Here is a 14,658-nt window from a genome sequence, read left to right as displayed (position 1 = left end):
ATCTTTAAATCAGAATGGTATTGCTCTCGCTCACACTTATGATTAGTTTGTGGGGTCATTCGCTCCGGCAGAATACCTCGCTGCTTTCCGCGGACGGCCTCAGCCTCCGCTAAGATAGATGCACAAGATGTTATTGAGATTATAGCTAATAATATCACGTTTAAAACCATTATTTTTCTTAAAAACCGCATATTTCTTGTTTATACAAGTAGAGCAGACACACAGCGGAAATACACGGAGATTCCTTGAAAAAAGAAAACCACTTTTTTCTGGGTGCAATGTAACCCTGCCAAAAGCGTTCCTTGTCCTGCGGGAAGAAGAGCATCGGTGAGACTGCATAGTGCGTTAGCGCGAAGTAGGCTCACCAGTTCCCCGCGGAAAGCGTAGTGTATTTCCGCAGCGAGAGTTAAGCACATTACACTGATTTCAGATTATCAGGAGTTTCTATCAACTATGACATTTAAAAGAACAAAACTTATGAAAAGGACGTTTCATGTTAGTTGTTTATTCATAGATTTCGTATTACTTAATTAAGCATATCTCCATTCTATAATTAACAATATTTAAACATTAAGGGATGGTGTATGTATTGGTTAATTGTTTTGCTTATCTACTCATAATGTATTAAAATATCAAAGGATTTTAATTCATTTGAGAAGAGTGATAGGCCGAAGCAAATTTGGCTTTTAGTTGCAGCTACAACCATTAATGTTACTGGTGGATCTTTGTTGTGGCCTTTAAATTCGATTTATATACACAATGAACTTGGTAGAACCTTAGCATTTGCTGGGTTTATTTTAATGTTTAATCAAGCAGCGAACGTAATAGGGAATTTGATTGGTGGAACTCTTTTTGATCGATATAGTCCGTATAAGACGATGCTTTACGGAACATTATTGTCGATGCTTTCTGCTATTATGCTTTCATTTTTCCATCGAGAAATTACCGCTTATGCCGTGTTTTTGGTGTTAATGGGGCTTGGATCAGGAATAACATGGCCAGTGATGTATGCAATGGCAGGCTCTCTCTGGCCTGAAGGTGGTAGACGAACATTTAATGCAATTTACGTAGCGCAAAATTTAGGGGTGGCTTTAGGAGCAACCATTGGTGGTTATGTTGCAAGTGTTTCCTTTGATTATATCTTTATTGCAAATGCATCACTATTTGCGGTATTTTTCTTTATCGTTTTAACTTCGTTTAAGAAGTTTGATAATGTTAGTGACAAACAAATGCATACTTCTGTAATAGGGCAGAGCGCCGAAATAAAAGATAAATCAGCATTTACTGCATTGCTTATTTTATGTAGTGGTTTTTTGATAATCTGGATTGCATACACACAATGGCAAGCAACCATTGCACCCTATACACAGGAAATTGGAATCCCACTTGAACAGTATAGTACCTTATGGGCAATAAATGGTTTTCTTATCGTTTTGTCCCAACCTTTGGTAAAATGGATTACAGACCGTATTACATCAACCAAAATGCAAATATATATTGGTACAGTGATTATGATTTTGTCATTTACCATTGCAATGTTTGCTGGAGAATTTACGATGTTTGCTATAGCAATGATGATCTTAACAATGGGAGAGGTCATAATGTGGCCGGCGTTCCCAACATTGGCTAACGAATTAGCGCCTAAAGGTCGTTCAGGCTTTTATCAAGGTTTGGTAAATAGCATTGCAGCTGTTGGGAGAATGTTAGGTCCAGTGATTGGCGGTATAATAGTAGATGTTTATGATATGGAAGTTTTATTCTTTGTTATAATTGCGATACTATTAATCCCATTTATAACAACTAAATTTTTTGATCGGAATCTAAAGGTTTCGTCTGAAAAGATAAATGAAGGAGTGTAATCATGATAGAAAAGAACAAAAAGGTCAAATTAATCGCTTTAGATATGGATGGTACATTATTAACAACTAAACATGAGGTTTCTTCGAGAACTAAAGAAGCAATTTCTAGGGCATTGGATAAAGATATTCATGTGGTGTTAAGTACTGGTCGCGGATTTCGGACTTGCTATCCCTATGCAGAAGAATTAAAACTAACATCTTATCTTATTACGGCAAATGGTGGAGAAGTCTGGACCGTTGATAAAAATCTGCTTGACCAGCATTTACTAGATACTGCACTAATTGAAAAACTATGGAGCATCGGAAAAGAAGTTGGGGTATATATGTGGATGATATCCACAGATGGCGCATTTCGCAATGAAGCCCCTGAGAATTTTTATGAATATAAGTGGCTGAAATTTGGTTGTGAGTCGAGGGATAAGAATAAGTTGGATCAAATGGTGAAAGAACTATCCTATTATAAAGAACTAGAACTGACTAATTCATTACCGATTAATGTCGAAGCTAATCCAAAGGGAGTTAGCAAAGCGAGAGCATTGCATTTTTTATGTGAGAAGATAGGTATCACAATGGATGAGGTAATGGCGTGTGGGGATAGTCTAAATGACATTAAAATGATTCAAGAAGCAGGGATTGGTGTAGCGATGGGCAATGCACAAGAAGCAATTAAAAATGTTTCCAATCATGTGACCGATACGAATGATAATGATGGTGTAGCAAAAGCAATCGAAAAGTTCGTACTATAAATGAACAAAAAAGAGGCTGGGACAAAACTATTTTCTCAAAGGAAAACCCGAACATGATTGGTGAATCGGTGCATAAATACCGCTCCGGAAATATACTTCGCGCACCTTAGGGGAGCTGGTGAGCCTCCTTTGTGCTTCCGCACTACGTAGTCTCACCGATGCTCTTCTTCTCGCAGGACAAGGAACGCTTCGGCAGCGAAACATCGCACGCAGAAAAAAGTGGTCTTCTTTTTTCAAGGAGTCTACGTATATTTCCTCCGCTATGTAGCACATTGTTCGTTTTCTGAGTTAAACACTTTAGTTATGTCTCAACCTCTTTTTTTAGCTATTACGGAGTTGATACAAATCCTTGAATTATCTAATTAAGAATAATGTAGCAATCTTTCACACTTATGAAAGTTTTGTGTTGCCATTCGCTCCAGTAGAGTACTTAAAGGCGTAAAGAAGATTAATCAAGTAGTACCCTCGCTGCCCAGGTCTGGACACGTGCTACTCCATTAGGACAAAGGAATATTAAATTCCAGCAATCCAATACATTATTAGAGATACCAGTACTGAAGCAATAATCATCGCAATAAATGGACGTAATGCTCTTGTACGCACATCTTTTAGACTAACATTCAGACCAAGCCCAACCATAGCTGAAGTCAGAATGAAGGTGGTAATCAAACTTACGCTATCCATAACCTTATCCGTCACTGGTATGTAGGTCCCTAGTACATAGCTGCCAAATAAACTCATAGCAACAAAACCTACTAAAAACCATGGGAAAGTGATTTTGGCAGTATTGTCTTCCTCATGTTTTTTACGATTTTTCATCCAGATAATTAATACAAAACATAGTGGAACTAATAAAAATACACGACCTAGTTTAGCCAAAAGAGCCATCGCTAGTGCTTCTTCTCCAGCAGGTTCTGCAGCCAAAGCAACATGTGCAAGTTCGTGTAAGCTTAGTCCAGACCAGATACCATATTGTATATCGGAGATAGGTAATAGTGGTAGTAATAGTGCATATATAATAGAAAACACCGTGCCGACTAGTGCAATAATCCCAACACTAATAGCAGTATCTTCGTCCTTAGATTTAATGATTGGTGCCACAGCTGCTATCGCTGCTGCCCCACAGACACCCGTGCCAACACCTAGCAAAAGTGCCATTTGCATATTTGCTTTGAGTACCTTCGCCAAAAACATCGTCACAAGGATGGCAAAGATAATCGTTACCGCTCCTTTCACAAGCAATCCAAGACCATCATTAAAAATAACATCAATGTTTAATTTTAAACCATACAAAATAATCGCAAATCGCAATAAATACTTTGATGAAAATTGAATACCGATACGAAACTTTTCTGGATATCCAAATAATTGACGATAGATAATGGCAAGAATAATTGCTGATGCTAATGGACCAATACGGTCAAAACCCGGAACAAGGGATAACAAAAATCCGATCAGTGCAAATACGAAAGTAAACCCTATACCGAGTGACATGCTTTTCCAATAGCTTTTTTCTTTTGATTTTGTTTGTCCTGACATATCAACATTCCTCTCTATAATTACCTAATGTTTATTATAGTTTTTGTATTATAATAAGTGAAATAAATAATAATTATTGTTATCATAAGTTATACTTATTATAACTTATGAGGTGGAGATGAATGGATCAACAACTGATTGTCTTTATAGAGGTTGTGGAACGTAAGAACTTTTCACGAGCTGCAGAAGCATTGCATATGTCTCAGCCTGCAGTAAGTCAGTATATTTCAAATCTGGAAAAGGAATTGGAAGTAAAATTGTTAGAACGGACAAATAAATATGTTCAAGTAAATAAAGCGGGAAAGATTGTTTACCAATATGCCAAGTCGATTGTAAAAGATTATGAACATATGAAGATCCTTGTTTCCGATATAAAAAATGATCCAAGTGGTGAATTAAAAATAGGTGCTAGTTATACAATTGGTGAATACTTACTTCCCAAAATACTAGCAAGATTACAACAGGAGTACCCACGTATTAATCCAACTGTATCGATAGGCAACACGGAGGATATCGGGACAAAGCTTATTTATCGCGATATTGATATTGCCTTAATAGAAGGAAACTACTCGCACCCTCAAATAGTAACGGAGCAGTTCGCAACTGATGATATGTATATCATCGCTAGTGCTAGGGAACCATTATTAATAGAAACAATTTCCAGTGATTATTTGGCAGGTCATACATGGATTATACGAGAAGAAGGATCTGGTACCCGTGAGATGCTGGAAGAATTTTTTAAAAAGAATCATATCACACCAGCACGTCTCATATCCTTAGGAAGTACGCAAACAATTAAAGAAGGAGTGGAATCAGGACTAGGTATTAGCTTACTCTCGGATTTAACCTTTAAAAAGGAATTAGAGCTAAATCGAATCAAAAAGCTACCTGTTGATGGTACCCCTATCCGAAGACATTTTTCTATCATAAAAAATCAACAAGAGTTTTATTCGAAAGCATTACAAGTATTTGAATCCCTAGTTCAAAACATAGGTTAAAGCCTGGAGAATCATAGTGGGCTTTCTTTGTTTATTTATAAGGTGTATAATAGAATGTAGAAATGGAAAGGGGATGCTTTTATGGCATTTTCTCGCGGACCGAAAGAACCGGTTCCAGAGGTAGAAACGAATGTGTGGTCATGTACTAGTGATGATTGTCAAGGTTGGATGAGGGAATCATTCAGTTTTAATGAAGAACCATCATGCCCTCTATGTGAATCCACGATGGAACGTGAAGTACGCGTACTGCCCGAGGTCAAGTGAAAAAAAAGTATCTCTATCGAATGAAAAAGTAGCTGTTTGATGGTTTATCTTTTTAGTTCCTACTAAAAAAACTCTGATTTCATAGTTGAATCAGAGTTTTTTTGTTGTCTGAAGTAATAGTTCTTGAATATAGGAATAAGTTTTAATAGAGGCAGCTTTGAATTACATAGTAACTTGTATATCTAAGGAGGAGTAATGAATGAGGTACAGTAATCCTAATTCAACAGGTTCTATCGTTTCGTTTGAAAAACGCTATGATAATTTTATTGGTGGTGAATATCGGCCACCTGTTAAAGGGCAGTACTTTACTAATGTTACACCGGTAACAGGAGAAGTGTTTTGTGAAGTAGCCAGGTCAACAAAAGAAGATATTCAGCTAGCAGTTGATGCGGCCCATGCAGCGAAAGATGGATGGGGGAAAACTTCGGTAGCTGAACGATCAAATATTTTAAATAAAATTGCTGATCGAATGGAAGAAAATAAAGAAAAGTTAGCAGTTGCTGAGACATGGGATAATGGAAAAGCCGTTCGAGAGACACTGGCAGCAGACATACCACTAGCTATTGATCATTTTCGCTATTTTGCTGGTACCATCCGTGCACAAGAAGGTGGCATTAGTCAAATCGATCCAGATACGGTAGCCTATCATTTCCATGAACCACTTGGAGTCGTAGGGCAAATTATTCCTTGGAACTTTCCAATACTTATGGCTACTTGGAAATTAGCACCTGCTTTAGCAACTGGTAACTGTGTCGTATTAAAACCAGCAGAACAGACGCCAGCATCCATTCATATTTTACTAGAATTAATTCAAGATTTGTTACCAGCAGGAGTTTTAAATGTTGTTAATGGCTTCGGAGTGGAAGCTGGAAAGCCACTAGCAACAAATTCTGGAATTTCAAAAGTAGCATTTACGGGTGAAACCACAACAGGTCGTTTAATTATGCAGTATGCATCTGAAAATATTATTCCAGTAACATTAGAACTCGGTGGGAAGTCACCAAATATCTTTTTTGAAGATGTCATGGATAAAGATGATGGCTTTCTAGATAAAGCGGTAGAGGGAATGGTGATGTTCGCTTTAAACCAAGGGGAAGTTTGTACATGTCCGTCCCGAGCGCTTATTCATGAATCCATTTATGATGACTTTATGGATAAAGCTATTGAACGTGTGAAACAAATTAAAATTGGTCACCCACTTGATACAGAAACAATGATGGGTGCACAAGCGTCGAAAGAACAGATGGAAAAGATTACTTCATATTTAGACATCGGTAAACAAGAAGGAGCAGAAGTTCTTACTGGTGGTAATATCAATAAACTGGAAGGAGAGCTGGTAAACGGTTATTATGTACAGCCAACCATCTTCAAAGGGAATAACAAAATGCGAATCTTCCAGGAAGAAATCTTTGGCCCAGTGCTTTCTGTAACCACATTTAAGGATAAAGATGAAGCACTGGAGATTGCAAATGATACATTATATGGTTTAGGAGCAGGGGTTTGGACGAGAAACATTAATACAGCCTATCGATTTGGTCGTGGAATTGAAGCTGGACGTGTATGGACGAACTGTTATCATCAATATCCGGCACATGCTGCATTTGGAGGGTATAAAAAATCTGGTATTGGAAGAGAAAATCACTTAATGATGCTTGACCATTATCAGCAAACAAAAAATTTATTAATTAATTATAGCGAAAGTGCGGCTGGATTATTTTAAAAGGCTCTTTTCTTAAATTATTGCTTTTTAACATAACTTTATCTTACATTTTATATAGACTGTTGATATCTTTAATTCATAATACTGCTATAGATCCGCTACGGAAAGCGAAGTATTCTGCCGGAGCGATTGCCAGCAGAAAACATTCATAAGTGAAAGCGAGAGCTAACTATTCTGTATTAAATAAATTAGTAGTTTCTATCAACTGTACTTCAAAAAGCAAGAAACTATAAGAAAAAAAGCCTTTTAAAAAGCCATAGCTTTTATTGAGTTAGATTTAAAAGTAAATTAATAATACGGAAGGGGCAATTGTTAGTGAAGAATTGCTCCTTTTTTTATATAGAATAATGTATATGGAAAGAACCTATCTGAAACTACCACAAAAAGGAGAGGATTCTCATGGTTCAACGTGTTATTGCTACAGATGATGCACTGGAGTTAATTCGTAAATTAAAAAATCTTCATGGGCCATTAATGTTTCACCAATCAGGTGGATGCTGTGATGGGAGTTCACCGATGTGTTATCCAAGGGATGAGTTTCGTACCGGTGATTCGGATGTTTTACTAGGAAGGATAGGAGATACTCCATTTTATATAGCCAAAGATCAGTATGACTATTGGAAACATACTCAGCTTATCATTGATGTAGTTGATGGCCGTGGTGGAATGTTTTCATTAGAAGGACCAGAAGGAAAACGGTTCCTGACTAGGTCTCGAGTTTTTACAGAAGAGGAAAGAAAAGAAATCTCTTCAAGATAATCGTACATGCTAGTTTAGGATCACATATGCTAAATTCAAAGATTCACCATCAGCCTAGTGTTATCATAATTTATAGCAGAACTTAATAAAGGATGTGTCTTTTTGAAGAAATACTATGTAAGTGCAAATACAGCAGAAGGCTTCGTTAATTACATTCATAGTAATGTTGAGGAACTAAATCAGGTTATTATTCTAAAACATCCGTCACATACCTTGAAAACATCCATAATCCATCAAATGATTGATTATTATAAGTCACAGAGAGAAATAGAAGTTTTACTCAGTCCTCTAGGGAAAAAATATCTTGATGGTGTTATCATTCGGGAAAAGTCGTTGGCAATTATTAATGACCGGATTTCAACACCAGACCTAGCTGGTGCCATAGAAATTGATTGCAGTTTATTTATGAAACATCGACCTGTATTAGATACTGATTTGGAAGAAAAATTCACTTACTACAATGAAGAAGCTTATAAAAATTTTGCAACTGGATTAAAAGTACATGATGATCTAGAAAAAATCTATATTAATGAAATGGATTTTGAACGTGCAGATGAACTTGCTGATGATGTTATTCAAGAGCATGTAGAAAAGCGAGAGAAACAGAGGTTTGAAAGTAAAGTATATCATCGTTTATTTGGTACGAATACCGTAGATGGGGTTGTAAATGAAATACCGCATCTTATTGAAAATATCTCAACCGTCTACTATATAAAAGGCAGGGCAGGTACAGGGAAATCTACCCTGATGAAAAAGGTAAGTAAAGCTTGTGAGAATAAGGGGTACGGTGTGGAATTGTACCACTGCAGTTTTGATCCGAATAGTTTGGACATGGTACTTGTACGTGAGTTGGGTTTATGTATCTTTGACAGTACCGATCCACATGAATTTTTTCCGAATAGAGAAGGGGAAAAAGTTATCGATGTGTATGAAGAAGCAGTAACACCTGGAACGGATGAAAAATATGAAAGTCAGATTAATCAGGTTAATAGGGAATATAAATCATATATGAAACAAGGTATAGTGGAACTGAAAAAAGCAGGGGAGTATCTCGAGAAAATAGAAGACAAATTTGGTTTTAGCAAAAAAGAGATAACTAATATCTCTGAATTTCTCAAGGAACAAATCATTCAAAAATGAAGAAGTGGGGCAGTTCCAGAATACAGGATACTGTCCTTTTTATTGTTTCGTTTAACTTGCATAATAAAAAAAGTGGAACTTTTCGAAATTTCACCCTTGATATTTTCACCAAATTAATGTAAAATTAATTAACTGAAAATTTAGATAGGTTTCCTATCAAATACTATAGGGAGGTGGATTGGATGGTAACAGTTAAAATGTTGAAGCCTTATTACATTAAAACAGATAACGAGTATGTCCGCATTGTTTTGGCATACCAATATTTCTCCGTAGTGATTAATGAAAAAGACTATCAGTTTATTCCAATTGAAGCGAATGAATTCCGCATCAACCGCAGGACACAGAAAGTAGAGAATGTGGAAGCAAAATTTGCTTTTCAAAATGGTAAAGATGTTGTATACCTTACTTTGGCCAAACTAATTACCCTCCCCGATTTCTTGCAACAACTTCATTCTATTGCGGGCTCGTATTACATTCGTGAAAACCAAGAAACGAATGACAAAAACAATATTGAAAGCGCAGTCATTATTGATGAATTAGAGAAAATGAATGTCTTGAGACTTATAGATAAGGCACTCGATGAACGAGATGAAGTGGCCTTTAATGAATTATTAAAACACCTTTAAACCCATATTTAAGAAGCGAGCAAATAGACTTGCTTCTTTTTTTCTGTGAAAATAATAAAGAAGAGAATGGGACAGTAGTGAATTTTCTTTTTCAAGAAGTTACGTCTATTTCCTGCGCTTGTTCCTTACATGGTATATCTTTTGAATCTTACACTTTCGTTATGTCCCAACCTCATCTTAACATTTAGTTCTTTACATCCTTTAAGATATTTGTTACTTTCTCCACTTTATTTCCAGCACTATCTTTGTGTGTGTTCTCAATCATCATGGCTACTAGAATATCTTGGGAATCTGTTGGATAAGCTACAAACCAACTGTTTTCAGCACCCTGTTCATCTAGACTTTTTTTCAATTCTACTGTTCCGGTTTTTCCTGATATAGCAAAGTCATCAATGTTAGCAGCTTTAGCTGTACCATCGGTTACCACAGAACGCAATGAATCTTGTATAACTTGAGCTTGATCTGGTGTAATTAATCCTTCTTGCCAAACCTGACTTTTGTCTTCATTAACAAAGAAAGTCGGTTTTATCATATTTCCGTCATTTAAGAAAGTGGTATAAGTTGTTGCTAAATGAATGGCACTCATTTGTAATTCACCTTGTCCGTAGCTAGTGTTGGCTAGCAGTACTTCATCCTCTAAATTCCCACTGTTAGATATGGATGATGCAGTTACTGGATATTCATATGGTAAGTCGTCACCAAACCCAAATTGTTCTAATCCACTTACAAACTCTTTTGCACCTATGTCTACAGCTTGCATAGCAAAATATATATTATCCGACCGAGTTAATGCATCGTTTAAATCTACAGGTCCATTGGAACTTGAAACCCTTGTAACTTTATAACCACCCCAGGAATCTAATCCCCATTCTAATCCGTTAATTTCCAACCCCTCATCGGGATCAATGGTACCATTTTGCAATCCAATAGCGGCTGTCACTGGTTTAATAGCAGAACCAGGTGAGAACGTGGAGATATTGCGATTAATTAATGGTTGCTTTTCATCATTCTCTAAAGTATTCCATAAATCTTCTGTTGTTCCGTACATGATTTCATTTGGATCAAAACTTGGGCTGCTAACTAATGCAAGTGTTTCCCCAGTTTTCGGGTTAATCGCCGCAGTTGTTCCTGCATCGGCCTCGTACGCATCATATATTTTTTCCTGTATGTTTATGTCAATGGTTAAAACGATATTTTCTCCATTTTGCACTTCTTTTTCTGTAAGAGTAATCTTTTCGTCATCTTCTTTTGTGATGTAAATTTCGACACCCGGTTCTCCCTTTAATTGTTCCTCATATAATCTTTCTAAGCCTCTTGCACCGATAACATCGTCTGCACTATACATACTTTCATCAAAATCCTCAAAATCATCAGCACGCACATTTCGCAGATATCCGACTACATGAGCTGCAGCTTCACCTGCAGGATAAATTCGTCCAGTAATTGTCCTTATTTGAATTCCAGCTATGTTTAGTAGTTTATTTTGCACTTCTTCATCTACTATTTTTGTTATAGGAACCGCCCAATCAGGTTGTACCCAATCGGCAGTAAGCTTATCATCTATAGACTCTGGTGACACACCAAGCAGTTTGGCAATCTCTTTTACAGAGGCTTTAGGATTCTCTAACTTTTCTGGAACTATTTCTACCAGATACACTTCATCATTTAATGCTAATGGCATTTGGTTGCGGTCTAATATTTCTCCTCGGGATGGTTCCGTTGTACGAATACCAATTTGGCCTCCATCCTTCAGGTCGGGAAAGATAAATCCAGGATCCCACTGTACATACCAATTTTCGTCATCTTCTTCTCCTTCTTGAGTTAGTGTTGCTTCATAATCAAAAGAGATTGGTCCCCCGAAAGTCTGCATTTTAACGTTGAAAGGGATGGTTGCAAGGCCATCTTCCATTGCCTTCTCTAATTCTTCGTCTTCTAGTGGATTAAAAGATACTTCAAGATTTGTTACTTCAAGATCTTCATATATCTTTTGTTTTCTATGTATAGAATCTTCATCTGAGAAGGCAGATTTAGTTTTTGAAGAAAACATACCGTATAATTGTTCAAAATCCTGGTTATTCCAATTACTTACAAAGTTATCAAAGCGTTCATTAGGTGTTACTTTATCGTTGGAGCAAGCAACAAGAAATACTAAAATGAGTAAAAAAAAGATTACCTTTTTCATTTTGTAACCCTCCATAAAACGTTCTATATACTTCATTATACATCAAATTAAGAGGTTAAATAAATGGTATTGTTCGTTTTTAACTATGAATAGTTACCTATTCAAGGAATTGAAAGAGGCTGGGACCAAAAAAGAAAAGAAATTGAATGGGAATATTCCTTCACTTTAGTTATGTCTCAGCCTCATTATGATTGGTTTAATTTCCTTCCATATGATTCGTGATTTCATTGTTTATCCGACTAAATTCAGAATCAGGTACCACGTAATAGTATATACCGCCTATCATTTGCCCACTACCTTCTAACTGTAATGTTTGTATGTTATTTCGTGTCCCAAGATAGTTAGAAAATAGTGTACGTATTCTGTCCATGTCTAAATCTGTTTGAACATTCGTACCTAAGATATTTAGCATTTCACCAAACTTCGTAATACTATTAAAGCTCGCCGCCTGATCTATAGCAGCAGCGATCACTTTCCTTTGGCGTTCGTTTCGCCCGAAGTCACCTCGAGGGTCTTGCTTTCTCATCCGAATATATTTTAAAGCTTCCTTTCCATTTAAACGAATCTCCCCTTCAGGAAAATTGGACCCATCTTGCGTGAAAGAGAAATTGTTATTAATTGTTACTCCACCGAGAGCATCAATCCCTTGCTGGAAACCTTCCATATTTACACGGCCATACACGTGAATGGGAATATCAAATGTTTCTTCAACCGTTTGAACGGATAATTCCGTCCCACCAAATGCGTAAGCGTGATTAATCTTATCCTTCCCGCGTCCAGGAATTGTAACATACGTGTCTCTTGGAATGCTTAGCATCAGCATGGAATCGCTTTCAGGATTTAAAGACAAAATAATCATTGTATCAGAACGACCTCTGTCACCTGAACGTTCGTCCACACCAAGTAACAGTGCATTAACACTTTCTTTCTGCTTAAAACGTCCTTCAATCTCTTTTTGTCTTTCAGGGCTATCGTCTCTAGCCAATGGATTATGCATCGTTTCAACAGTATTTCCTACTTGATTCCATAAATAAAAACCATATCCACCAACAATCAATATTAGTGCGAGAATGATTCCTCCTACCCAGTAAATCCATTTCCGTTTTTTCTTCTCTTTTCTTTTATCTGTTCTTGAAACCACAAGGATTCTCCTCTATAAAAATGATTTTATGTTGCAAACATTGGAATATTTTAGCAATTGCTGTATAAATTATAACTGATTTGATGAATAACGTCTATGACAAGTTAGGTGTAGTTTGTGTATTAGTCAGGTAAATATAAATTGTAAAAAAAACCATATAAATTAATACACGGAACAAAGTTTACCTTTTCTAAAAATTAAGGATACTAGTTCTTAATTAGTGAATGTAATTAAATGCATAAATTTGAACATTATAGTTATAAGGAGAAAATAGAAGATATTCTGAGTATCAGATCCTTATTACAAGGATGGGGGTTGACGTGGAAAAATTGTGAAGTACGGTAAATGAAATTTGAAATCTCAATTGAAGAGATTAGGGCTTTTTTAATGAAGGCTAGTGCAGAAACTAAATAAAAGTAGTCGCTCTCAGCAATTTATCAGGATTTTTGTGTATTGAAGATAGAAAGTAGGTGAACTGATTTGATTGGTGACAACCTTAAAAGGGTGCGACTGGAAAGAGGGATGTCTATATCACAGTTAGCAGAAGAAGCCAGTGTATCTAAGTCTTATTTAAGTTCTATTGAGCGAAATATACAAACCAATCCATCTATTCAATTTATCGAGAAGATTTGTTTGGTATTAGGTATCTCAATATGTGACTTAATTAATGATGATGAAAAAGTTAAGTTTAAAATAGATGAGACATGGAAGAAATCAAAGGCATAAAATCGTTTAGTTTCAGTCTTAACGGTTTTATGCCTTACATATTTCATTCGGAAGAGATTTATCTTATTTATCTTCGACAGGAAGCGCAGTAATAATATATCGGTCAGGAGCACTTCCTACAAAGCTAAATGGGTAACAGGTAGTTAAGGTTAGGACTTCTTTTCCTTGAGGTTTGATAATCGTTCGATCGTCAGCATCCACAATTTGTGTTTCGACAATTTCATAGGAAAAATCACCATATGGCAGTTCTAGCGTTAAGATGTCTCCAAGTTCTAATTCTCCCATTCTCCGAAAAACGGTATCCCGATGCCCAGATAATACAATTTGTTCTCCTTGTGTTGGATAAGCGGTACCTTTGTAATGCCCAACACCTTTATCCAATTCATCTTCGTCCGTTCCTTCTATGATAGGTAGATCGGACTTAAGTTTGGGGATGTGCAAAATGCCGCTTGTCTCTCCTGTTTGAGGTAAAAAGTCTCCTGTTTTCTGATTGTGTACATCTTTTTCTTTATGAGGAGTTTCCTTTAACAATTCTTTTGCTTCTATCAGGCTATTTTTTTGAGCATTTTCCGTAGTAATCCATTGATAACTTCCAATCCCTAAAATGATGACCCCAGCAAGTATTAATAATATAGCTAATTTTTTCATGAATGTTTACTCCTTCATCTGCTACTTTTAGTATATAGAAATATGATTCTAGATAAAAGGATTATTTCCAGCCAATAAAAAGCAACAATCTGATAAAAAAAGATATAGATAGTAATACCTACAGAATATTATCTTTTATACGGAGAAATCTTCTATTTTATGCTTATCCATTTAAGCTTAATGAGCTATAATTAGAATTATTGTTCTTTATTGAGGCTGATTTGGTATTTAAAAATGAACAAAGGGATAATGGTATGTACATCTTAGAACATGTATACAGGTCTACAGCTGTTTGGTTGTCAAAAATTAT

At 36.2% G+C, this 14,658-nt stretch carries 13 protein-coding genes; 9 read left to right on the top strand and 4 right to left on the bottom strand.

Annotated elements, in window-relative coordinates:
• Positions 1-623 precede the first annotated feature (623 nt).
• Both D8M06_RS04825 and D8M06_RS04820 read left to right on the top strand, forming a co-directional pair.
• Positions 624-1,859: an MDR family MFS transporter gene (locus D8M06_RS04825; RefSeq protein ID WP_338322959.1), complete on the top strand. Its 1,236-nt coding sequence runs from the start codon at positions 624-626 to the stop codon at positions 1,857-1,859.
• Between the two features lie 2 nt (positions 1,860-1,861).
• Positions 1,862-2,605, top strand: a complete 744-nt coding sequence (locus D8M06_RS04820) for a Cof-type HAD-IIB family hydrolase (protein ID WP_194074614.1) — start codon at positions 1,862-1,864, stop codon at positions 2,603-2,605.
• Between the two features lie 513 nt (positions 2,606-3,118).
• Here D8M06_RS04820 and D8M06_RS04815 read toward each other — a convergent pair.
• Positions 3,119-4,144, bottom strand: coding sequence for a YeiH family protein (locus tag D8M06_RS04815; protein WP_241558825.1), 1,026 nt, complete (start codon positions 4,142-4,144; stop codon positions 3,119-3,121).
• A 122-nt stretch (positions 4,145-4,266) separates the two neighbouring features.
• Between D8M06_RS04815 and D8M06_RS04810 the strand changes: the two genes are divergently transcribed.
• The 6 genes from D8M06_RS04810 (at position 4,267) to D8M06_RS04785 (ending at position 9,651) form a co-directional block, all read left to right on the top strand.
• On the top strand, positions 4,267-5,142 hold the full coding sequence (locus D8M06_RS04810; RefSeq protein ID WP_121203229.1) for a LysR family transcriptional regulator: 876 nt from the start codon (positions 4,267-4,269) through the stop codon (positions 5,140-5,142).
• An 81-nt stretch (positions 5,143-5,223) separates the two neighbouring features.
• Positions 5,224-5,406 (top strand): cold-shock protein, encoded by a 183-nt coding sequence (locus D8M06_RS04805; protein ID WP_121203228.1) that lies wholly within the window; start codon positions 5,224-5,226, stop codon positions 5,404-5,406.
• A 199-nt stretch (positions 5,407-5,605) separates the two neighbouring features.
• Positions 5,606-7,126, top strand: a complete 1,521-nt coding sequence (gene adh / locus D8M06_RS04800) for an aldehyde dehydrogenase (RefSeq protein ID WP_121203227.1) — start codon at positions 5,606-5,608, stop codon at positions 7,124-7,126.
• A 399-nt stretch (positions 7,127-7,525) separates the two neighbouring features.
• Complete coding sequence (locus tag D8M06_RS04795; protein WP_121203226.1) at positions 7,526-7,885, top strand: DUF779 domain-containing protein; 360 nt, start codon at positions 7,526-7,528, stop codon at positions 7,883-7,885.
• A 102-nt stretch (positions 7,886-7,987) separates the two neighbouring features.
• The gene (locus D8M06_RS04790; protein WP_121203225.1) at positions 7,988-9,025 is read left to right on the top strand and encodes a hypothetical protein; all 1,038 of its coding nucleotides are present in this window, start codon (positions 7,988-7,990) and stop codon (positions 9,023-9,025) included.
• Between the two features lie 182 nt (positions 9,026-9,207).
• The gene (locus D8M06_RS04785; protein WP_121203224.1) at positions 9,208-9,651 is read left to right on the top strand and encodes an IDEAL domain-containing protein; all 444 of its coding nucleotides are present in this window, start codon (positions 9,208-9,210) and stop codon (positions 9,649-9,651) included.
• 184 nt (positions 9,652-9,835) lie between these two features.
• On the opposite strand, the gene D8M06_RS04780 is transcribed toward D8M06_RS04785, so the two are convergent.
• Both D8M06_RS04780 and D8M06_RS04775 read right to left on the bottom strand, forming a co-directional pair.
• Positions 9,836-11,833, bottom strand: coding sequence for a penicillin-binding transpeptidase domain-containing protein (locus D8M06_RS04780; RefSeq protein ID WP_121203223.1), 1,998 nt, complete (start codon positions 11,831-11,833; stop codon positions 9,836-9,838).
• Between the two features lie 196 nt (positions 11,834-12,029).
• The gene (locus tag D8M06_RS04775; protein WP_121203222.1) at positions 12,030-12,974 is read right to left on the bottom strand and encodes an LCP family glycopolymer transferase; all 945 of its coding nucleotides are present in this window, start codon (positions 12,972-12,974) and stop codon (positions 12,030-12,032) included.
• A gap of 480 nt (positions 12,975-13,454) precedes the next feature.
• On the opposite strand from D8M06_RS04775, the gene D8M06_RS04770 reads away from it, so the two are divergent.
• On the top strand, positions 13,455-13,700 hold the full coding sequence (locus D8M06_RS04770) for a helix-turn-helix domain-containing protein (RefSeq protein WP_121203221.1): 246 nt from the start codon (positions 13,455-13,457) through the stop codon (positions 13,698-13,700).
• A 63-nt stretch (positions 13,701-13,763) separates the two neighbouring features.
• Here the strand turns inward: D8M06_RS04770 and D8M06_RS04765 are convergent, their stop codons facing one another.
• On the bottom strand, positions 13,764-14,348 hold the full coding sequence (locus tag D8M06_RS04765; RefSeq protein ID WP_121203220.1) for a class D sortase: 585 nt from the start codon (positions 14,346-14,348) through the stop codon (positions 13,764-13,766).
• Between the last annotated feature and the right edge of the window lie 310 nt (positions 14,349-14,658).

Origin of the sequence: Oceanobacillus halophilus (genome assembly GCF_003628505.1) — a bacterium.
Lineage (GTDB): Bacteria > Bacillota > Bacilli > Bacillales > Amphibacillaceae > Oceanobacillus > Oceanobacillus halophilus.
Note: the sequence above shows the minus strand (reverse complement) of the source record. Positions and strands in the feature narration are given on the sequence as shown.